Source organism: Paraburkholderia sp. BR10141, from assembly GCF_056155635.1.
The window spans coordinates 125,807-146,185 of record NZ_JBMIQH010000015.1; the positions used below are offsets into that span (position 1 = coordinate 125,807).

The window sequence follows — 20,379 nt, forward strand, 5'->3', positions numbered from 1 at the left end:
AGAAAAGGATGCTGGAAATCCGCAATCTGAATGTCGAAGTGGAAAGCAAGCCGATTCTGCGCGGAGTGGATTTACGCGTGAATGCGGGCGAGGTTCACGCGATCATGGGGCCGAACGGCTCCGGCAAAAGTACGCTCGCCCATGTGCTGGCGGGGCGCGAGCAATACGCGGTCACGGGGGGCAGCGTGCAGTACGACGGCTGCGACCTGCTCGCGCTGGCGCCCGACGAGCGCGCGCGCCGCGGGCTCTTTCTCGCGTTTCAGTATCCGGTGGAAATACCGGGCGTGAGCAATATCTATCTGCTCAAGGCCGCGCTCAACGCGCAGCGCAAGCATCGTGGCGAGGCGGAACTCGACGCCATGGACTTTCTCGCACTGGTGAAGGAAAAAATGGCGGCCATGGAGATGAAGGAAGACCTGCTCTACCGGGGCGTGAACGAAGGGTTTTCGGGCGGCGAGAAAAAGCGCAACGAGGTGCTGCAGATGACGGTGCTGGAGCCGCGTCTCGCCATTCTCGACGAGACCGATTCCGGGCTCGATATCGACGCGTTGCAACTCGTCGCCCGTGGTGTGAACCAGATGCGCAGCGCGGACCGGGCCATCGTGCTCGTGACGCACTATCAGCGCCTGCTCGACTACATCGTGCCGGACCAGGTACACGTGCTTTCACAGGGGCGCATCGTGCGCTCGGGTTCGCATGAGCTTGCGCTCGAGCTGGAGCGCAAGGGTTATGGCTGGCTCGGCGGGCAGGATGGCGACGAACCGGCAGCGGGGCAGGGCGCCGGCACGCAACACACGGCAGCCGCCAGGGAGCAACGATGAGCGAATCAACGCGCGAGCATTACCGCGACGCCTTCCGCACGATGGCGGGGACGCTGGCTGGCGTCGAGCTGCCGTGGTTGCGCAAGGCGAGACGGCACGCGTTCGACCGGTTCGAGACGCTGGGCTTTCCCGGCACGCAACTCGAAGCGTGGAAATACACCAATGTGATGCCGATTGCGAAGCCGCATTGGCATTTCATGCCTTCGGACGGCGAGCAGACCGACTACGCCCGCCTGATCGACGACCTCGTGCCCGCCGACGCGGGCGGGCGTATCGTGTTCGTGAACGGCCGCCACGTGCCGAAGCTCTCGTCGTTGCCGCCTTTGCCAGAAGGCGCGTTCGTCGGCACGCTCGCGCAGGCAATGCGCAGGATTCCTGAGCGGGTCGAATCGATCATGGCGCGGCGTGCGCCCGAGGACGGCTTTGCGGCGCTCAACGGCGCGTTTCGCAGCGACGGCTACATGGTCGTGCTGCCGCCCGGCTGCGCGCTGGACTGGCCGCTGCACGTGCTGTTCTTCAGCAGCGAGGCCGCGCTTGCCATGCACCCGTTCAACGCGGTGGTCGCGGAGCGCGGGGCGCGTTGCTCGATCGTCGAGCAGTTCGCGGGCATTACCGACGAAGCCTATTTCGTCAACACCGCCACGGAAATCGTCGCCGACGAAGAGGCCGACGTTCAGCATTGCCGCATCCAGCAGGAGGCGCGCAGCGCGTTTCATATCGCGCACGTCGGTGTTTCGCAGCGGCGGGCGAGCCACTTCACCTCGCACTCGTTTGCGTTCGGCGGCGCGTTGTCGCGTACGCAGATCGACACGCGTCTGGACGCAGAAGACGCGCAAGTCGACCTGAACGGCCTGTATTTCGTGAGCGCGCGGCAGCACGTGGATCATCACACGCGCATCGACCATGAGATGCCGCGCGGCACCAGCCGGGAATACTATCGCGGCGTGCTCGACGGCGCGTCGCATGCGGTGTTCGACGGCCGCGTGATCGTGCATCAGGACGCGCAGCAGACGAATGCGCATCAAGGCAACGACAATCTGCTGCTCTCGCGCAACGCCGAGATCGACACGAAGCCCCAACTGGAGATTCACGCCGACGACGTGAAGTGCACGCACGGCGCGACCGTCGGCCAGCTCGACGAGAGCCCGCTCTTTTACCTGCGCTCGCGTGGCATAGACGAGCGCATGGCGCGCGCGCTCCTCGTGTGGTCGTTCGCGCGCGCGTGCGTGGATCGCGTGGAAAGCGCCGCGCTGCGCGGCCGGCTCACGCAACAGCTGCTCGCGCGCCTGCCCGGTGGCGAGTACCTGCGGGGACTGTCATGAATCTACTCGAACCGGTGGGCATTCCCGACGCCGAAGCGGTCATGGCCTGGCGCCGCGACTTTCCGATTCTGCGGGAAAGCGTGCACGGCAAGCCGCTCGTGTACCTCGACAACGCGGCGACCACGCAGAAGCCCGCGAGCGTGATCGCCGCCGAGCAGGCCTATTACGAGCACGACAATGCCAACGTGCATCGCGGCGTGCATCTGTTATCGCAGCGCGCGACCGATGCCTACGAGGGCGCCCGCGCGCGCATTGCGCGTTTTATTCACGCGACGCACGAGAAGGAGATCGTGTACACGCGCGGCACCACGGAAGCGATCAATCTGGTGGCGCAAAGCTACGCGCGGCCGCGCCTTGAGCCCGGCGACGAAGTGCTCATCACCGCGATGGAGCATCACTCGAATATCGTGCCGTGGCAACTTGTCTGCGAGCAGACCGGCGCGGTGCTGAAGGTGGCGCCGATCGACGACGACGGCACGCTCGACTTCGACGCCTACGCGCGCCTGCTCGGCCCACGCACGCGCATGGTGGCGGTGTCGCATGCGTCGAACGCGCTGGGCAGTATCAATCCGCTTGCACAGATGATCGAACTTGCGCATGCGCGCGGCGTGCCGGTGCTGGTCGACGGCGCGCAGGCGATCGCGCATGTTCCCGTGGACGTAGTCGCGCTCGATTGCGACTTCTATGCGTTCTCGGGTCACAAGATCTATGGCCCGACCGGCATTGGCGCGCTGTACGCGAAGTCTGCGCTACTGGAAGCCATGCCGCCATGGCAGGGCGGCGGCGACATGATCCGCTCCGTGACGTTCGAGAAGACCGAGTACAACGTGATTCCATGGCGGTTCGAAGCGGGCACGCCGAACATTGCGGGGGCGATCGGGCTCGGCGCCGCACTGGACTATATAAGTGCAATTGGCCTGGAAGTAGCGCAACGGCACGAGGCCGATCTGCTCGCATATGCCGACGAAGCATTGCGTGGGATGCCTAACGTGCGAAGGATCGGAACGGCGAAAGAAAAACTCGGCATCCTCTCGTTCGTCATGGAGAACGCGCACGCCCACGACATCGGCACGATACTCGACCAGTGCGGCGTCGCGGTGCGCACGGGCCATCATTGCGCGATGCCGGTGATGGACCGCTATGGCGTGCCGGCCACGGTGCGCGCTTCGTTTGCGCTGTACAACACACGCGCCGAAGTCGACGCGCTGGTCGACGGCCTCGCGCGTGTAGAAGAGGTGTTCCCGCTATGAGCGACTTGCGCGACCTGTACCAGGAAACGATCTTCGACCACTACCGGCGGCCGCGGAACTGCCACACGGTGCCCGGCGCGACGCATAGCGCCGAAGGCTACAACCCGTTGTGCGGCGACCGCGTCACGTTGTATCTGCGTATCGAGGACGGCGTGGTCAAGGAAGCCGGGTTCGAGGGCGCGGGGTGCGCGATCGCCACGGCTTCGGCTTCGTTGATGACCGAAGCGCTCAAGGGCCGCACGCAGGCGGAAGTCGAGGCGCTGTTCGAACGCTTCCACGCGATGGCGACGGCGCCTTCGGACCGCCCGGCCTCTGCCGAAGGTCTCGGCAAGCTCGCGGTGCTCGCGGGCGTGCGCGAATTTCCGGCGCGCATCAAATGCGCGACGCTGGCGTGGCACACGCTGCACGCCGCGTTGCGCGACGAGCGCGGAACCGTATCGACGGAATGAGGCCGCGCGGGCCTGGAGGCATATGACGATGAATACGCAAACGGCGAGCAACGACTTGCGCGAACGCGTGATCGACGCGTTACGCTCGGTGTTCGATCCGGAGATACCGGTGAACATCTATGATCTGGGGCTCGTGTATCAACTCGACGTGGATGCCGAAACGGGGCACGTGATGATCCGCATGACGCTGACCGCGCCGGGCTGCCCGGTCGCGCAAACCTTCCCTGGCACGGTCGAAGAATACGTGAACGAAGTGGAAGGCGTGAGCGAAACGAACGTCGAGTTGGTTTGGGACCCGCCGTGGACGAGAGCGCGCATGTCCGAAGCGGCGCTGCTGCAACTGGGGATGCTCTGATATGGCCGACTGGGTGGACGTGGCGCCATACGCCGAGTTTGAACCGGGTTCCGTACGCAGCGTCGATGTGGACGGCACGGCGGTCGCCGTATTCAATCTCGAAGGGACCTGTTATGCGATCGAGGATACCTGTCCGCACGACGGCGGCGTGCTGACGGGCGGCGCCGTGGAGGGCGACGAGGTGATTTGCCCGCGCCATGGCGCCCGTTTTTGCATCAAGACGGGCAAGGTTCTCGCGCCGCCCGCGTATGAGGACGTCGCGGTGTTTGCAGTGCGCGTGGAAGCGGGCATGGTGCAAGTGCGCGATACACGCTGGGATGAGGGCTTTTCCTGAGAGCGGAAGCCATGCAGGCGCCTCACGCACAGTTGTCAGCGGCATAATGGCTGCGCGGATCGATGCAATGGCCGGTCGACTCAATCAAGTCGACCGCGCCGCATTCCGCGCTTTGCATGCGTTGCAACTATCGAGAGGCATCCATGAAGGCACTGTTCCATCTCGCAGCGGCCGCCGCGGCAGGCACGCTCGTCATGTTTTATCTGGACCCGGTTTCCGGGCCGCGTCGCCGCGCGAAGCTGCGCACGCCGCCGTTTTCGCGCCGTGGCGGCCGTGTGAACGCCCACGGCCACGCGGCTGAGCTGGGCGTAGACGGCGAACTGGCGGGCCCGGGCGGCGGCATTGGCACGGCGCCGTGATCGCGTCGAGGCGAGCGTCATGCGCAAGGGCGGCTGTAAAATGCAAACCGACCGCAGAAGGAGTCCACCATGTCCGCTCTGTTGCCCGACCTGAATCATCGCGTTGCGCTCGTGACCGGCGGCTCGCGCGGGATCGGGCGGGCCATTGCCCTGGCACTGGCTTCGGCTGGCGCGGCGGTTGGCGTGAACTACCGGCAGCGCGCTGACGAAGCGGACCAGGTCGTCGCGCAGATCGAAAGCGCCGGCGGCCGCGCGCTCGCGGTGCGCGCCGATGTGTCGTCGGCGAGTGAGGTCACCAGCATGATTGGCGAGATCGAGCGCCGCCTCGGCGCGGTCGATGTGCTCGTGAACAACGCCGGCACGGGCACGTTCAGCGACATCGAGTCGATTACGGAGGCCGAATTCGACCATACGCTCGCCGTCAATCTCAAGTCGGCGTTTCTTTGCACGCAGGCGGTGCTGCCCGGCATGCGCGCACGCCGCTGGGGCCGCATCGTCAATCTTTCGTCCGTCGCCGCGCGCGGCGCAGGCCTCGTCGGCGTTCATTACAACGCTTCGAAGGCGGGCCTCGAAGGCTTGACGCGTGGCTACGCCTCACGCGTGGCACGGGAAGGCGTGACCGTGAACGCCGTGGCGCCGGGGCCATCGACACGGAGATGGCCGCGCCGCTGAAAGCCGCGAACATCGCCGAGCGGCTGCCCGTCGGCCGCCTCGGTGAAGCCGATGAGGTCGCACAGGTCGTGTTGATGGTGGTCGGCAACGGCTTCGTCACGGGGCAAACCATTGCCGTCAACGGCGGCGTTAGTTTCATCTAGGCCGCCTGTTCCATTGCCGGCCGCCGCACTGCGGCTCAATTCATTTTATTCAGCTCGTTTGCTAACCGGCGCGCCCGGTGAGCAATCTTCATACCTGAAATCCCGGTGGCCTTTATCGTTGCGTCGGCAACTGAGCGTGCCAATCGAATGCCGAGTCCCGATTCAGCGCCAAACTTTCCAATCGAAAATATTTCGTAAGGAGTCTGACGCTGAGCATTCATAACCCGATGCTTTAATCCTCATGCCGTGTAGCCTCCGCATTCAGCTGGCATGAGCGCCACGATGCGAGCTGCATAACGCCTTCACCCGGCTTCACGGTGATCCCGACAATACGAAACCAACCAGGAGCCGAAAATGCAATGGCGTCACGTCGCAGTTGGTTCGCTCACAGCCGCAGCATTCGCATCGACAATTGCGTGGAGTGCTGGTGACGATCACGACAAGAATCATCCGGAACACAATCACACCGCCACTCCGATCAAGCACCTGGTCGTGATTTATGGCGAGAACGTCTCGTTCGACCATTACTTCGCGACCTACCCGCATGCGACCAACCCGTCCGGCGAGCCAGCATTCAAGGCGCAACCGGGCACGCCCGAAGTGAACGGTCTGACGGGCACGCTGCTGACGAAGAATCCGAACTTCACGAATGCGGCCAATGGCACGGGCGCTGCCAATCCGTTCCGCCTGGATCGGACCCAGGCGGCCACGGCCGACCAGAACCACGCCTATACGGCCGAGCAGCAGGCGTACGACGACGGCCATGCCGACCTCTTCCCGTTGTACACGGGTAACGGCACGAGCGGCGGCGCCGGCGCGTTCGGCACGAAGGGCCAGGTGATGGGCTACTACGACGGCAACACCGTCACGGCGCTGTGGAACTACGCGCAGCACTTCGCGATGAGCGATAACGCCTATACGTCGACCTACGGTCCGTCGACGCCCGGTGCGCTCGAAGTGGTCTCGGGCCAGACCAACGGCATGAAGGTTGTGCTCACGACCAAGAAGCCTTCGACGGCCGGTTCGTACTATGTGAACGACGGGCAGAACGGTTTTACGATGATCAACGACGTCGATCCGGCCTACGACCTCTGCTCGAGCGCGACCGACCAGGCGCAGATGACCGGCAAGAATATCGGCGACCTGCTGAACGCGCGTAGCGTTTCGTGGGGCGGCTTCATGGGAGGCTTCAACCTCGCGACGACGAACAGCAACGGCACGACCGGCTGCAAGCGCAGCACGGTCTCGCCGGTGGTGGGCTCGGCTACCGCCGACTATATTCCGCACCACAACTGGTTCCAGTACTATGCTTCGACCTCGAACCCGCAGCATCTGCGTCCGAGCTCGCTCGCCGCGATCGGTCACACCGAGGGCAAGAACGGCAACCCCGACCCGGCGAATCACCAGTACGATACCGACGACTTCTTCGCTGCCGTGAAGGCGGGCAATTTCCCGTCGGTGAGCTTCCTGAAGGCTCCGGCCTACCAGGACGGCCACGCCGGTTATTCGGATCCGCTCGACGAGCAGGCTTTCGTCACGAAGGTCGTGAACTTCCTGCAGGATCAGCATGACTGGGAAGATACGGCCGTGATCGTGGCATGGGATGACTCGGACGGCTGGTACGACCATGCCTACGCGCAGCCCACCAGCGCTTCGTACGACAGCGTGGCCGACCAGCTGACGGCCGCCGGCATCTGCGGCACGGGTTCGGCGCCCGCCGGCCTGAACGGCAAGCCCGTGAACGGCCGCTGCGGTCCGGGCACGCGCATTCCGTTCGTCGTGATCTCGCCGTGGGCGCGCGAGAACTACGTCGACCATACGCTGATCGACCAGGCGTCCGTGGTGCGTTTCATCGAAGACAACTGGCTTGACGGTCAGCGCATCGGCGGCGGTTCGTTCGATGCGACGGCAGGCAGCATCATGAGCATGTTCGACTTCGACCGCCGCGGCCGCGGCCACGAAGATCGCAGACTGTACCTCGATCCGACGACGGGCGTGGTGCTCGACAAGGCACCGAAGGTTTGACCGTTGAGGATCGCTGATCGTTGTTGATCGGTAGAAAGAAGCGCGCCCCTGCCAGATTCGTCGGGAAGGGGCGCGCTGTGTTTTTCAGCAGCCGATCATGCGGGGCGGGAAGCGTGCCCGTGATCGCCTGTTCCGCGCGCGTCGTCGTATTCGCGCGAAATATCCTTGTTCGTGTAATCGCCCATGCGCCAGGCGGCGAGCAGACTGATCACACCGCACACGGCGATATAGATCGCGATTGCATAACCCGTGCGGTAATACGCGAAGAGCGCCGTTGCGATCAGCGGCGCCGGGCCGCCTGCAATCACGGAAGCCAGCTGATAACCGAGCGAGGCGCCGCTGTACCGCAGCCGCCCCGTGAACGATTCGGCGATGAAGGCCGCCTGCGGACCATAGAGCATGGCGTGCGGCACGAGCGAAAGCACCACGGCCGCGAAAATCAAAGCCGTGTTTTTCGTATCCAGCATGCCGAAGTAGATAAAGCCGAAGATGCCCGCGGCCAACGCGCCGATCATGTACATGCGCTTGCGTCCGATCAGGTCGGACACGTGCCCAAAGAACGGAATGGTCACGAACTGCAGCACGGCGGCAGCCAGAACCGCAGTGAGCATGAGGTCGCGCGAAACGTGCAGTGTCTTCACGCCATACGTGAAGACGAAGGCCGTGTAGATGTAGAACGGCGCCTGTTCGGCCATGCGCGCCAACGCCGAGAGGAGAATGTCCTTCGGTTGGCGGCGAATGACCTCCAGCATCGGCGTTTTCTCGATCTTGTTCTCGGCGAGGAGCTTCGCGAAGATCGGCGTTTCGAGAATGCTCAGCCGGATATAGAGGCCGATCGCGACGAGCACGATACTCAGCAGGAACGGCACCCGCCATCCCCACGTCATGAAGGCGTCTCCGGAGAACGCGCTGACGGCGAGCACCACGAGATTGGCGATGAAGAGTCCCGCCGGCACGCCGAATTGCGGCCAGGAAGCAACGAAGCCGCGGTGCGAATTGGTGCGCGCCCACTCCATCGACATCAGGACCGAGCCGCCCCATTCGCCGCCCACGCCCACGCCCTGGATGAAGCGCAGCACCGTGAGCAGAACGGCGCCCCAGATGCCGATCGAGGCATAGGTCGGAACGAAGGCCACGGCGAAGGTGGCGACTCCCATGAGCAGCAGCGTGACGATCAGCGTGGCTTTGCGGCCGACGCGATCGCCATAGTGGCCGAAAATGGCCGCGCCGACTGGCCGTGCGACGAAGCCCACGGCATAGATCAGAAAGGCCTGCAGGGTGCCGACTAGCGGGTCGGATTCAGGAAAGTACAGCTTCGCGAAGATAAGCCCGGTGACAATGCTGTAGAGGAAAAAGTCGTACCATTCGATCGTCGTGCCGATGGTGCTGGCAATTACGGCGCGGCGCAACTGGCGTTGGGCGTCTTCGTCCGAAAGGAGCGTGGCTCCCGGTTGATCGGCATTCATTTCGCACCCCCAAGGCAAGGGCGATATGGCCAATGCAAAACGCATGACCAGGGTCCCGGTGGTGCGCAAAAAACGTGCCCCGATCGGCCGGGATGTTGGCTTCGCCGGATCGGGTGGAAATGATATGTCCCTCGGTATCGCTCCATCCTGATCGGCACGGGTTGAGACGTCGTGATACAGCTCGATGATATGTCACGTTGTGATGCAGTGTGCGCTTTTGAACGAAATCGCCATGCGGCAGTGCATCACGGAAGACGGAGGCGCGATGACTCCACCGCTATCCTCGCAGGCCCTCAGCCCTTCTGAGTATATTGCGCGGCATCTGCAGAATTTCGCCTCGAACACGCCGGCTTCGGCGAGTGTCGATCAGCACGCGCAATTGACGGTATGGAATGAGCACGTATTCGTCGTCGCCGGCATTTTGTTCGTCGTGCTCGCGTGCATCGGCGCGCGCCGGGACAAGTGGGCGCTGTTTACGCTGAATCCCGGGGTGTCGTTCGGCCGGCGTCTTTATCTCTGGTGGTCCTGCGCCTGGCGTCAGTGGCTCGCGAGCGCGCTGCTCTTCGTGGTGGCCTTCTCCGTGTTGCGCTTATCGCTCGGAAAGATCGCGACGCCGCTCATGGCGTTCGCCGCGAACCGGGTGCCGCACGACCTCGCGCAATCTTCGCCGGCCATTTCGCTTGCGATTGCCGGCATGCCCTTCATCGTGCCCATGCTCGCGTATTTGCTGCTCAGCCTGCCGCTCGTGGGGTACATGGTGCGGCGCGGACTGGCCGCGCACGCCATGCCCGCACCCAGGCGTTTCGGCTTCTGGCGCGCCACGCTGCTCGGCTTGATCACGTATGCGTGGACCTTGCCGGCCAGCCTCGCCATTACCAATGTAGGGGTCTCCTCTGCGCAGCCACTTGCAAACGCACTGCGCGCGATACTGCTCGTGGCATGGGGCATGTATATCGTGCTGCCGCGCCAGGTGCGCAGCGTCGCGCGCCTGGCCGCCCCTCGGTAGCGGGGACTTCAGGCCGCCAGGTCGACGACCGCCTTCAGCGGTATCAGCCGCCATTCGCCGGCGGTCGCGAAAGCGATGATCTGCGAGAACGTGGCGGGCGCGTTGCTGAAGATCTCGGCTTCGAGCGCGGGCGCGCTACCAATGCGATGGATGATCGAATCCGGGTCCTCGTCCAGCAGCCCGTAAAACACCTCGACGACGATGCGGCCCCCCACTGGGCCAAGGCGCGTCAATGCGCCGACGCCGAGCTTGCCGTCCTGCGTGCCGAGCATGTCGTCCTCACTGAACGTCTCGCCGATGGTCGCGAGTTCGAGCACCGGCCGTTGCGCTTCAGCGAGGATATAAAACCATAGCGGCGTATCGTCCTTGAATGTGTCGCCAAGCGCCGGGCTCGCGCCATCCGCATTCAGCGAGGCAATGCGATCGAAGCGGAAGGTCTTCGACGGATCGCTCGAAACCTGGGTGCGCACCACGAGTTCGTCGGGACCGAGCGGCGTCACGCCGAGCGCGCTCGCCACCGTTTCACCGCTTGGCAGGCCATAGACGTTGCCGCGCAACAGGTTGAGCATGGCCAGCGAACGAAAGCCCTTCGCCGATGCGAGATTGTTTGCCGCGTCGGGAATCGGCACATCGGACACGCTGTGCGGAAGTTTCGAAAGCGGATCGACGATCGATGGATCGAGCTTGTACGCGTATTGCAGACGCTTGACGTCGTTCGAGGCATTGTCGGCAACGCCGGTGGCGGCCTTGTTTGCGCCATCGAGTCCGGGCCCGCCTTTCTCGCCCGGCAACGGATGCTCGCGCGGGAAGAAGCGCTGCCAGTCGTCGATCACGTGTGTTTCGGGCAGCCGGTCGAAACCGACGAGGCTGTCCTTGTTGGCATTCGTGCCGTCGAATATCGGTGCACTGAAGTTGTCGTTCAGCACATAGCCGTTGCGCACGCCCGAGTGGCCATACCGGTACGCGGCCCCGGTGAATTCGCGCGGCAGGTTGCGTCTCGCCGGGCCCGGACCATAAAGCTTGTAGGCATGCGCGCGGTCCTGCTCGTGCGCGGTCACGAATGCATCGACGACGGACGAATCGACGATCCGATGCAGGAAGTCTTCGACCAGCACGCGCTGATACGCCCAGCGCACCTGTGCGCGCGCCGCTTCGAACAGATCGCTTCCGCGCAGCGTGACGTCGGCTTTCGCGAGCCGCGCGACCACGCGGTTATGAAAACGCAGGAACAGCATCTGGATCTGGCAGACGATCGAATTCTCGTCGTTGCGCTTGTCGCCGATAATCGCGCGAGCGTTATAGGCATTCCCGGTTCGCGGCAGATCGTCGTGACCTTCGATCAGCGAGGCGCCCTGATAAATCCCTTTGTGCGGGTGGTTTTCGTCCGCATACATGTAGGGCGCGTCGTCGGGTCCTGGGCCGTACACGTTATCGAGGTCGAAGCGCGGCGTGCGCAGGTTCGTGGGCAACTGCCCGGTCTTGCGCGCCTGGATCAAGGTTAGCTGCGACGTGGTATCGAGCGTCAGGTCGTGATCGATGAACTGGCCGAAATACGTGTAGCCGGCCGGTACATAAAGGTTCTCCTCCGGGTCGGGATCGTTCGATACGGTGTCCGCTGCTGACTGCATGCCTCGCGCGAGTACGGCGAGGTGCGCAGGGTCATAGTGATTGAAGCGCGGCGGGAAAATCGAAGTCAACTCTTCGTTCAGGCCGCTCATCCCCGCATGGGCTTCGACGAGGTTGCGCGGTGTACCTTGGGGATTCACTATCGTTCTCCTAAGTAATTCATCGCAGAAAAGACACTTCGCAAGCATGCTGGCGAAGGACCCCGTTCGACTTCAGGCTGAGTGGATTATTTTGAGGTGATGGCGGCGACGATCGCCGCAAACGGAGAGGGCGGATTGACAGGAAGCAGGATTAATTTTTCTGAAAGCTTTGAATGTGCGCTAACCCACGCTTGGGCGGCGCTTCGATTTGCGAACGTTCGACAACGCAGGCAGGCAATCGCGAATCGCGCCCAGGCGGCCCGGTTGATGGTTACGTGACGGTATTCGCGTGCTGCGCGCCGAACTGCAGCGCCGCGAGCTGCGCATAAAGCGGCGAACTCTGCAGCAGGTCCGCATGCCGGCCTTGCGCCACGATGCGGCCCTGCTCCATGACGATGATGCGGTCGGCCTGCTGCACGGTGGCGAGGCGATGCGCGATGACGAGCGTCGTGCGGTTCTGGGCAGCGTTGTCCAGCGCGGTTTGCACAAGGCGTTCGCTCGCGGCGTCGAGGGCGCTGGTGGCCTCGTCGAGCAGCAGAATGGGCGGGTTCTTGAGGATCGCGCGCGCAATGGCAATGCGCTGACGCTGACCGCCTGAAAGGCGCACGCCGCGCTCGCCGAGGAACGTGTCGTAGCCTTGCGGCAGTTCCTCGATAAAGCCGGCTGCCGCCGCCATGGAGGCGGCGCGCTGCACGGCTTCGAGCGTCGCGTCGGGCGAGCCGTAGCGAATGTTGTCGAGCACGCTGCCCGAGAAGATCACCGACTCCTGCAGCACGACGCCGATCGCCTGGCGCAGCGCCGCGAGCGACACCTGTTGCGTCGGCACACCGTTGATGCTGAGGCTGCCCGATTGCGGGTCGTAAAAGCGCAGCAGCAATTGAAAGAGCGTGGTCTTGCCCGCGCCCGACGGACCGACCAGGGCGACATGTTCGCCCGGGCGCACGTCGAGCGAGAAGGCGTCGAGCGCGGCAATGCCAGGGCGCGAAGGGTAGGAGAAGCCAACGTTGTCGAAGCGGATGCCCGCGCCATGAGCGGGCAGCGGCACGGTTGCCGCCGCCTGCGCCACCGGCGAGCGCGCGGCGAGCAGTTGCAGCAGCCGTTCGGTGGCGCCCGCGGCCCGTTGCAGATCGCCCCACACTTCGGCAACGGCGCCCACGGCGCCGGCCGTGAACACCGCGTAGAGAATGAACTGCGAGAGCTGGCCGGCGCTCATCTGCCCGGCCAGTACCGCCTGCGCACCGAGCCAGAGCACGAACACGACGGCGGCGAACACGAACACGATCACCACGGCCGTCAATCCGGCACGCGCCCGAATGCGTGTGAGCGCCGTTTCGAAGGCCGCTTCCACGGCGCCCCCAAAGCGCTTTGCCTCGAACGACTCCTGGGCATACGACTGCACCGTGGGCATGGCGTTGAGCACTTCGCCAGCCAGGGCGCTTGCGCTCGCCACCTTGTCCTGGCTCGCGCGCGAAAGCCGCCGCACGCGCCGCCCGAAGATGACGATAGGTGCGACCACAACGACCAGTGTCGCGATGATGTAGCCGGACAGCACCGGGCTCGTCGCGACGAGCATCGCCACGCCGCCGACCGTGAGGAGCACGTTGCGCAGGCCCAGCGAGAGGCTGGTGCCCACCACCGTCTGGATCAGGGTCGTGTCGGTGGTGAGGCGCGAGAGCACTTCGCCCGTCTGCGTGGTCTCGAAGAACTGCGGGCTCATGCGTATCACGTGGTCGTACACGGCGCGCCGCATGTCGGCCGTCACCCGCTCGCCGAGCCACGAGACCCAGTAGAAGCGCAGCGCCGTCGCCGCGGCGAGGATCAGCGAAACCACGAAGAGCGCGATGAAATAGCGGTCGATATGCGTGCGATCGCCGCTCGCGAAGCCACGGTCGATCAGGTACTTGAATGCCACCGGCAGCGCGAGCGTCGCGCCCGCCGAGGTCAGGAGCGCGAGGAAAGCAAGCGCCCAGCGTCCCGCATAGGGGCGCAGGAAGGGCAAAAGGGCGAAGAGGGGCGCGACGCGGGTAGGGCGGCGGGCGGCGACATCTGGCATGGAGCTTCCTGGCGGATCGACAATGACGGGATTGTGCCAGCCTGCGGCGAGGCGAGGTTGGCCATGGGCTGGCTTACCGCGCGGGCGGCGTGGCGCCATTGCGCAGTTGCTCGCGCTCTTCCGGCGTCATGTGCTGCCATTGTTGCCACTGGTGCCAGTGCATGCGTCGGCGGCAGCCGCCATGCCCGCGGAAACCGCCGAACAGGATCCGGCACAGCACCAGCAGTCCGATTGCGCGCGGATAGTCGATGGCATGTGCATTGGCGACGATCGCCGGTGCGATCCAGTTCCACAGGCCCATGACGATTGCGCCCAGCAGTGCGATGACCGCTACCATCAGCAGCGCCTTGGCGAATATTTTGCGGCGAAACTTCATTCCATTCTCCTTCGGTTCAAATCTCGAGGTCGTCCCATGACGCGCGCAAACGTTCGCGCAGATGCAGCACCGCATAACGTTTGCGCGCGAGCAGCGTATTCACGCCCACCCCGCTCGCGGCGGCCAGCTCCTTGAAACTGCGCCCGTCCAGTTCGTGCGCGATGAACACCTCACGCTGACTGGCGGGCAATTCGTCGAGCGCGGCGCGCAGTGCGTCGAGCATCGCTGCGCGTTCGTAAGCGGCCTCAGGGCCGGCGTCGGGCGAGGGCAGCGCGAGGTCGAGGCGATACTCGCTTTCGCCCTCTTGCGGCTCGACGAGCGGCACTTCCTTGCGTTTGCGAAACCGGTCGACGATGCGATTTCGCGCCACGCGAAAGAGCCACGCGCCAACCTGCTCGATGGGCTCAGGCAGCCGCCACGCCTGAACCAGTTCTTCGAACACGTCCTGAAGAATGTCGTCGGCTTCGTCCTGGTCGATCACGCGGCGGCGGATGAAATTGCGCAGCCTGGGGCGCTCGCGGGCGACGGTGTCGGCGATTTCGCGGTCCTGCGTACTCGGCGGGCTGGGGGTGGGCGGCGGTTCCATACCCGTGTAGACGATCCGGAAATAGAAATATTGTGGCGCGTAATCGCGGGTTTTATGTGGCATGGATATTTCGTTAAACAAGACCCGAGATAGCCGCATATTTATTGACATCTGTCACTATATTTCGGTCACAATGCAGCATCGAACAAAACCAACAAATTCACACGCTATCGGTCATGCACCTTCACGAGCCTGGCAGCGGTACTGCGTCTAAAACGCTGGAACTGCTCGCGGACCCCGGGCAGTTGCCCCTCGAAACGCCGCTGCCATTGGCGGTGTTTCACCATGATGGAACGATGCTGCTGCCGCAAGGCGGGATGCTGAACGGCGAGCAGCGCGACTTCCTCTTCGCGCACTTCCAGCCTTATCGCAACACGGCAGACGAGGCGAGTCTAGCGAGCACGCAAGACAGCCTGGCCGACCGTGGCGAGCGTGGCAAAGGGCCGTTGACGCTGGACGACATGAATCTCGCCATTGGCGCGCTGCTAGGCATACGCAGCCAGGCGGGCATGGGGCGCGAGATGCTGCCGTGCCGGCTGATCGGTTTCCGGCCCGGCGGCGCGATGTTCGTCACGCCGCCCGCCGCGGCCAAACCCGCGTGGGAGCCGTTTCAGGGCGAACAGGTCGAGATCGTTGCGATCGCAACACAAGCCGTGTTCTGGCTCGTCTGCACCGTCGAGGCGGTCTGCACGCATCCGTTCCGCTATCTCGTGCTCTCCGAACCGGGCACGATACGCCGGCTGCGCGAACGCCGGGCCGTGCGCGTGCGCACGCAACTCGCGGTGCGCTATGGCGTGGACCTGACGGGCTCGGAACTGGACCGGCTCGGCATTGGCTGCGATATCAGCGTGCTGGGGATGTCGCTCGCCGCCGGGCGCAAGATCGGCGAGGTCGGCGAGCGCATATGCGTGGTGTTTCCGATCGAAGCGGGGAACGTCGGGGCGACGTTCCAGGCCGTCGCCGTGATTCGCAATCTGCGCGCCGATAACCCGCAGGCAGGACTCACCCTGCACGGACTCGAATTCGACACGCTTTCTCCCGAGAGCCAGGTCGCGCTCAAGACGTTCGTGTTCGATCGGCAGGACGCCGTGTCTTACTGGGCCGGCATGCCGACCTGAACCGGGCGCGCTCAATGCAATGACCGGTTGTTCGAACTCGAAGGCATGGGTGTGAACGTGCAATTCGGGTCCTTGTGCGCCGCGTCTTTGCAGCAGTCCAGCAAGGCCTTGACCGACGCGAGATTTGCCTTGTCCCATTGTTCATTGCTCATGGCGTTGTCGGTCGGCATCCAGTGGTCCCATGGATAGCTGTTGGCGAGCCGGTCGTTGCCAGGCGCTTTCTGATTGCCCACAGAGAGCCCGAGAAAGGCGGTGCAGCTCTGCTCGCTGCCGATGCGGTGACAGCCAATGCAGGTGTTGCCCGGTGTGCTCATCGTCATGAGGTGAAACGACGAGAAAGCCTGCCCGATGCTCGAATACTTACCCCATGGGTCGGTGGGCACCTTGTCCCACACTTGCCCGATATACGGGCTGAAGATGAAGGGGCCTGCGTCGTGGCATTGGAGGCAGGTGGGCTTTTCGGAGGCGACCACTGCGGGTGTCGCCCAGAATTCGACTGCGGAGGTGTGTCCTGCAGGTGGCTTTCTCTCGTTCGGCGGCGGCACGCGGGTCGCCACGAATCCACCACTCGCGGACACGCTGGCTTGCGATTTCGGTTGTGGCTTCGCCTCGAACCAGCAGGTCTTGCCGTTGCCTGAGTGATGCATCACGACGACTACGCCGTCATAGTGCGGGTCGTTATCGGGGCGCAGCGCGTCGCGCCGGCAATACGCGGAAATTTGCGTGTTGCCGCGCGATAGATTCAGGATCTTCGAAAACGGGATGCATTGACCTTTTGCTTCCGAAGTTGGACTCAGCAATGAAGGCTTGTCGCATCGCGTCGGGGACTCGTTTGGCCCGGGCGGCTTTCCATCGATCGTAATGGGAATATCCGTTCCGTCATTGCAGTTGAACGGCGGGATTTCGCCAATTTCCTTCACGCATTGATCGGCGTATTCGAGCAAGGTCTGCTCATGCGTAAAAGCGGCAAGCGGCACGGCGAAGAGGAAGCACAGAGCGAACAGGCGGACGCGGACAGACATGGTCATCCTCCGCTTTTCATCTGCATTTGCGCAACTTTGCGAATCGCCTCGCGATACTTCACGTAGCCTGTGCATCGGCACAGGTTTCCGCCCACCCAGGTGTCGATTTCCGTTTCTAGCTGGTCTCCGCTGATGCGGTACGCCTTCACATGTTCGAGCATGGCGGTTGCGGCCATCAGAAAACCGGGCGTGCAGTAGCCGCACTGAAACGCAAAAGATTCGAGGAAAGTCTGCTGCAGCGGCGAAAGCTTGTCGCCGTCCGCGAGGCTCTCCACGGTAAAGATATATTGATTCGCGACAGCGCTTACTGGTGTGACGCACGCCAGAGTCTTCTCCATCAGCGTGTCCTGGCTGCTGCGCAGGCCCACGGTGCACGCACGGCACGCGCCAATGCCGCAGCACACCTTGGTCCCTGTCAGGTCCAGGCGTTCGTGAAGGAATTCGGCGAGGCTCATGTCGGTATCGGCGGCCGGTACCGTCACGGCGCGTCCGTTCACGTGAATCTTGACGTCGGCTTCGTTCACTGCAGGGCCTCGCGTATCTTGTCGGGCGTGACGGGGGTTTCCCTGAAGCGATGCCCGGTTGCCATGGCCAGCGCATTCAGCAGTGCCGGCGCAATGGGGCACATCACGGCCTCGCCGATGCCGCGCGCGCTGTGAAGGTCCCCTTCCGGCGGCGGCAGCGCGATCAGTTCCTGCCGCGGGACGTCGGTCATGCGCGTGATGAGGTAGCGGTCGAGGTTCCACGTGCCGTCGCCGGGGCCGTGATTGCCCAGCGGACACGCTTCGCTCAGCACATTGCTCATCGCCATGGCCACCGCGCCTTGCGACTGACCTTGCACGATTTCAGGACAGATCAGGCGGCCGGCGCTGAGTGTCGTGACGACCTCTTCGACCTTTACGTGGCCGCTTTCGGGGTTCACGGACACCGCGACGAGCGCTGCCGAAGGCGCATAGTTCGTGCGCCCGAAATTGAACGTATCGCGTGGCGGCAGCAACTTGCCGTGAGGCAAGCCCTCGAGATGGTGCGTATCGGGGCCAACGGCTATGAAGTCGCAGTCCATCTCGACGGCGCCCGAGGCGAACGTGTACCGGCTTCTCCAGAATCCGCCGGCATAGGTCACATGGGCGGCGGCCACGGTAGGCAACTGCTGGCGGTTGATCTCGTCGAGCAACGCGGGCCAGCTGATTGCCGGGTGACCGGCCGCGGTCAGCTTGCCATTTGTCCACGTGAGGTCATGCCGCTCGATGTGCGGGTTGTTCCATATTGCGCGTGCGGCAGGCAGCACGCTTTGCAGCATCAACACCATCGCGGCGCGATCTACGGCCTGAAAGTGATGGAACGCACCGAGGCAGGCGCTCGAAGAACCGAAGGGGGCCGAAATCGCTTTGCTTCCGGTGGCATCCAGGATGCCCAGCTTTGTGTAATCGAAACCCGGTATCTGAAACGCCTCGACTTCGTTCATGGTGATTTTCTGCGCGTTCTGCCCAAGGCACGCCGCAGGCGCCAGGGCCAACGTCGTCGCCGCGCCATTGCCCATGTCCGTGTAATGCGTGAGCACATGCAGGCCCGCGTTCGGCTGAATCTGCACCATCGCGAATACGGCGTCTTTGCCGGTACCGTAGGCCTGGTTCGACATGGCGAGCCCAACACCATACCGTAAGCCGAGCGCGTGGCGTTGCGCGCGCACGCTTTCCCTGTTGCGCCATAACTCGTGGGCCTCAAGCTGGTTCAGCAGCTCGGCGAGTTGCAGATGGAACAGAATGGGTGCGCCAGTGAGCGTTTTGCCGTGCTGCTTGCGGAGCAGGTTAGTGCGTCGGATGTCGAATGGACTTTTGTGCAGCGCCTGGGCGGCCTCGTCCATGAGCGTTTCGATGGCGAGGTAAGCCTGAGGACCGCCGAAGCCGCGCTGCGAGCCGCCGAACAACGCGGGCGTATAACTCACGGAGCTTTGCGCAATGGCGCGCGGAATGTCGTAGCAACTCATGGCGCTCATGGCAGCAAGGTCGCCAACGGGGCCTGTGAGATTTTCCTTGGCGCCGCCATTGAAGCTGAAGGAACTGACGAGCGCCTGGAGCTTGCCGCTCTCGTCGAGCCAGATGGACTCCGTGAAATCCGTCTCCGCGCGTTTCAATCCGACCTGGAATTGTTCATAGCGCGATTGCTGCCAGCGCAACGCCCCCTTCGCGAAGGGCGCGGCGAGCGCGAGATAAACGGGAAAATACGATTCGTCGCGGCCGCCGAATCCGCCGCCTGGGTAGCAACTGATCACGTGAACGTGCTTGACGTTGATATTGCTGTCCTTGAACAACTTACATGCGGATATGCAGTCGCCGCGCGGCGATTGTGTGCCGAGCACCAGGTTCAGACAACCGGAATCCGCCTGAAACCACGCGAGTCCCGACTCCGGTTCCATGAAGACGGGATCGATTGCGGGCGTTCTGAAGGCGCCATCGAACTGGTGCCAGGCCTTGCTGTCGACCCTGGCGCTGGCCAGATCGTAAATTTCTTTACTTGCGCTGTCGCGTGCCTTGGTGAACTTCTCAAAGGGGAGGCTGCTACGCTGGAGGTTCGAAAACGACCTCGCGTCGTCGCGCACATAAACCTTGGATGCGGACGGATACAAAGTGGTGATGGCGCTTTCCGGTACCGTTGCGCCGTAACGGATCACGGACTCGTTGAAATCGAGCAGTTTCTTTGCGCGGCGATACGTATCGAAGTCTTCGAAGATCAACAAGGCGACGGGCTGGCCGTAGCAATTGGCAGGTTTGCCCTTCTGCGCGAAAAGATAGATATCCTGGCTAGCGACCGGATCCTTTTCGGCCGCGAGATAGATGCGATTGTCATTCAACGTCTGGTTGGATACCACGGCGATCGGGCGAAGATTGCGCGGCAATACGCTCAGATCGAAGCCTTCGAAATTCTTGTCGACGCAATTGCATCTCAGCGCATATAGCCAGTTTTCTTCTTTCGGCCAGCCTTCGAAGTCGCGCGCCTTGTAATCACGCGCGTAGATCTTCGCACCCGTGACCTTGCTCACGCCCTCGATGCGCCAGCGCGCCTTGCCGGGCTCCGGCGCCCAGTCGGGTGTGCCGTTCGGCGGCGGTAGTGCGGAGTGGGCGCGCGTCGCGCCAGGTACGGTTGGGCTGGCGGCCGTGAACGCGGTGATGGAACTGACCGACATCGTGACCGCGCCGCTCCCCATGGCCTTGAGGAATGTCCGGCGAGTGATCGGAACATCGCAAGCCATGTGCGT

19 protein-coding genes and 1 pseudogene are annotated in these 20,379 nt (G+C 63.5%); 11 read left to right on the forward strand and 9 right to left on the reverse strand.

All coding sequences use genetic code 11. From position 1 onward, the window contains the following. Positions 1-8 precede the first annotated feature (8 nt). From sufC to ACOJB8_RS21470, 8 genes and pseudogenes are all read left to right on the forward strand, one after another. A complete protein-coding gene (gene sufC / locus ACOJB8_RS21435; RefSeq protein ID WP_475014095.1) occupies positions 9-821 on the forward strand; it encodes a Fe-S cluster assembly ATPase SufC in 813 nt (270 codons plus the stop codon). Continuing rightward, positions 818-2,143: a Fe-S cluster assembly protein SufD gene (sufD, locus tag ACOJB8_RS21440; protein ID WP_475014097.1), complete on the forward strand. Its 1,326-nt coding sequence runs from the start codon at positions 818-820 to the stop codon at positions 2,141-2,143. Before sufC ends, sufD begins: the two co-directional genes overlap by 4 nt. Next, positions 2,140-3,393, forward strand: coding sequence for a SufS family cysteine desulfurase (locus tag ACOJB8_RS21445; protein WP_475014099.1), 1,254 nt, complete (start codon positions 2,140-2,142; stop codon positions 3,391-3,393). Before sufD ends, ACOJB8_RS21445 begins: the two co-directional genes overlap by 4 nt. After that, a complete protein-coding gene (gene sufU, locus ACOJB8_RS21450; RefSeq protein ID WP_368617414.1) occupies positions 3,390-3,842 on the forward strand; it encodes a Fe-S cluster assembly sulfur transfer protein SufU in 453 nt (150 codons plus the stop codon). Before ACOJB8_RS21445 ends, sufU begins: the two co-directional genes overlap by 4 nt. 28 nt (positions 3,843-3,870) lie before the next feature. Continuing rightward, positions 3,871-4,197, forward strand: coding sequence for an SUF system Fe-S cluster assembly protein (locus ACOJB8_RS21455; protein ID WP_368604657.1), 327 nt, complete (start codon positions 3,871-3,873; stop codon positions 4,195-4,197). Between the two features lies 1 nt (position 4,198). Continuing rightward, the gene (locus ACOJB8_RS21460) at positions 4,199-4,531 is read left to right on the forward strand and encodes a non-heme iron oxygenase ferredoxin subunit (protein WP_069262274.1); all 333 of its coding nucleotides are present in this window, start codon (positions 4,199-4,201) and stop codon (positions 4,529-4,531) included. Positions 4,532-4,674: 143 nt separating this feature from the next. Then, on the forward strand, positions 4,675-4,890 hold the full coding sequence (locus ACOJB8_RS21465; RefSeq protein ID WP_069262273.1) for a hypothetical protein: 216 nt from the start codon (positions 4,675-4,677) through the stop codon (positions 4,888-4,890). A gap of 69 nt (positions 4,891-4,959) precedes the next feature. After that, positions 4,960-5,705 (forward strand): annotated as a pseudogene (locus ACOJB8_RS21470) (SDR family NAD(P)-dependent oxidoreductase). Positions 5,706-5,740: 35 nt separating this feature from the next. Here ACOJB8_RS21470 and ACOJB8_RS21475 read toward each other — a convergent pair. After that, complete coding sequence (locus tag ACOJB8_RS21475; RefSeq protein WP_475014102.1) at positions 5,741-5,926, reverse strand: hypothetical protein; 186 nt, start codon at positions 5,924-5,926, stop codon at positions 5,741-5,743. Between the two features lie 133 nt (positions 5,927-6,059). Between ACOJB8_RS21475 and ACOJB8_RS21480 the strand changes: the two genes are divergently transcribed. Beyond that, positions 6,060-7,730 carry a phospholipase C gene (locus tag ACOJB8_RS21480; protein ID WP_475014104.1) on the forward strand — a complete coding sequence of 557 codons (1,671 nt, stop codon included), beginning with the start codon at positions 6,060-6,062 and terminating at the stop codon, positions 7,728-7,730. A 95-nt stretch (positions 7,731-7,825) separates the two neighbouring features. Here the strand turns inward: ACOJB8_RS21480 and ACOJB8_RS21485 are convergent, their stop codons facing one another. Continuing rightward, complete coding sequence (locus ACOJB8_RS21485) at positions 7,826-9,196, reverse strand: MFS transporter (RefSeq protein WP_069262271.1); 1,371 nt, start codon at positions 9,194-9,196, stop codon at positions 7,826-7,828. Between the two features lie 265 nt (positions 9,197-9,461). On the opposite strand from ACOJB8_RS21485, the gene ACOJB8_RS21490 reads away from it, so the two are divergent. After that, positions 9,462-10,202 (forward strand): hypothetical protein, encoded by a 741-nt coding sequence (locus ACOJB8_RS21490; RefSeq protein WP_141710579.1) that lies wholly within the window; start codon positions 9,462-9,464, stop codon positions 10,200-10,202. An 8-nt stretch (positions 10,203-10,210) separates the two neighbouring features. Here ACOJB8_RS21490 and ACOJB8_RS21495 read toward each other — a convergent pair whose 3' ends face one another. From ACOJB8_RS21495 to ACOJB8_RS21510, 4 genes are all read right to left on the reverse strand, one after another. Further along, positions 10,211-11,968, reverse strand: a complete 1,758-nt coding sequence (locus tag ACOJB8_RS21495; protein WP_475014106.1) for a peroxidase family protein — start codon at positions 11,966-11,968, stop codon at positions 10,211-10,213. A 271-nt stretch (positions 11,969-12,239) separates the two neighbouring features. Further along, positions 12,240-14,021 carry an ABC transporter transmembrane domain-containing protein gene (locus tag ACOJB8_RS21500; protein WP_342948264.1) on the reverse strand — a complete coding sequence of 594 codons (1,782 nt, stop codon included), beginning with the start codon at positions 14,019-14,021 and terminating at the stop codon, positions 12,240-12,242. Between the two features lie 73 nt (positions 14,022-14,094). After that, positions 14,095-14,397, reverse strand: coding sequence for a hypothetical protein (locus ACOJB8_RS21505; protein WP_342948263.1), 303 nt, complete (start codon positions 14,395-14,397; stop codon positions 14,095-14,097). A 16-nt stretch (positions 14,398-14,413) separates the two neighbouring features. Beyond that, positions 14,414-14,983, reverse strand: a complete 570-nt coding sequence (locus ACOJB8_RS21510) for an RNA polymerase sigma factor (protein WP_342948367.1) — start codon at positions 14,981-14,983, stop codon at positions 14,414-14,416. Positions 14,984-15,159: 176 nt separating this feature from the next. Between ACOJB8_RS21510 and ACOJB8_RS21515 the strand changes: the two genes are divergently transcribed. Further along, positions 15,160-16,101 (forward strand): flagellar brake protein, encoded by a 942-nt coding sequence (locus ACOJB8_RS21515; RefSeq protein WP_342948262.1) that lies wholly within the window; start codon positions 15,160-15,162, stop codon positions 16,099-16,101. 11 nt (positions 16,102-16,112) lie between these two features. Here ACOJB8_RS21515 and ACOJB8_RS21520 read toward each other — a convergent pair whose 3' ends face one another. The 3 genes from ACOJB8_RS21520 to ACOJB8_RS21530 are packed head-to-tail and all read right to left on the reverse strand — an operon-like array spanning position 16,113 to position 20,373. Next, a complete protein-coding gene (locus tag ACOJB8_RS21520; RefSeq protein ID WP_342948366.1) occupies positions 16,113-17,198 on the reverse strand; it encodes a hypothetical protein in 1,086 nt (361 codons plus the stop codon). Beyond that, positions 17,126-17,647 (reverse strand): (2Fe-2S)-binding protein, encoded by a 522-nt coding sequence (locus ACOJB8_RS21525; RefSeq protein WP_475014108.1) that lies wholly within the window; start codon positions 17,645-17,647, stop codon positions 17,126-17,128. Before ACOJB8_RS21525 ends, ACOJB8_RS21520 begins: the two co-directional genes overlap by 73 nt. Continuing rightward, complete coding sequence (locus ACOJB8_RS21530) at positions 17,644-20,373, reverse strand: xanthine dehydrogenase family protein molybdopterin-binding subunit (protein ID WP_368727950.1); 2,730 nt, start codon at positions 20,371-20,373, stop codon at positions 17,644-17,646. Before ACOJB8_RS21530 ends, ACOJB8_RS21525 begins: the two co-directional genes overlap by 4 nt. Positions 20,374-20,379 lie beyond the last annotated feature (6 nt).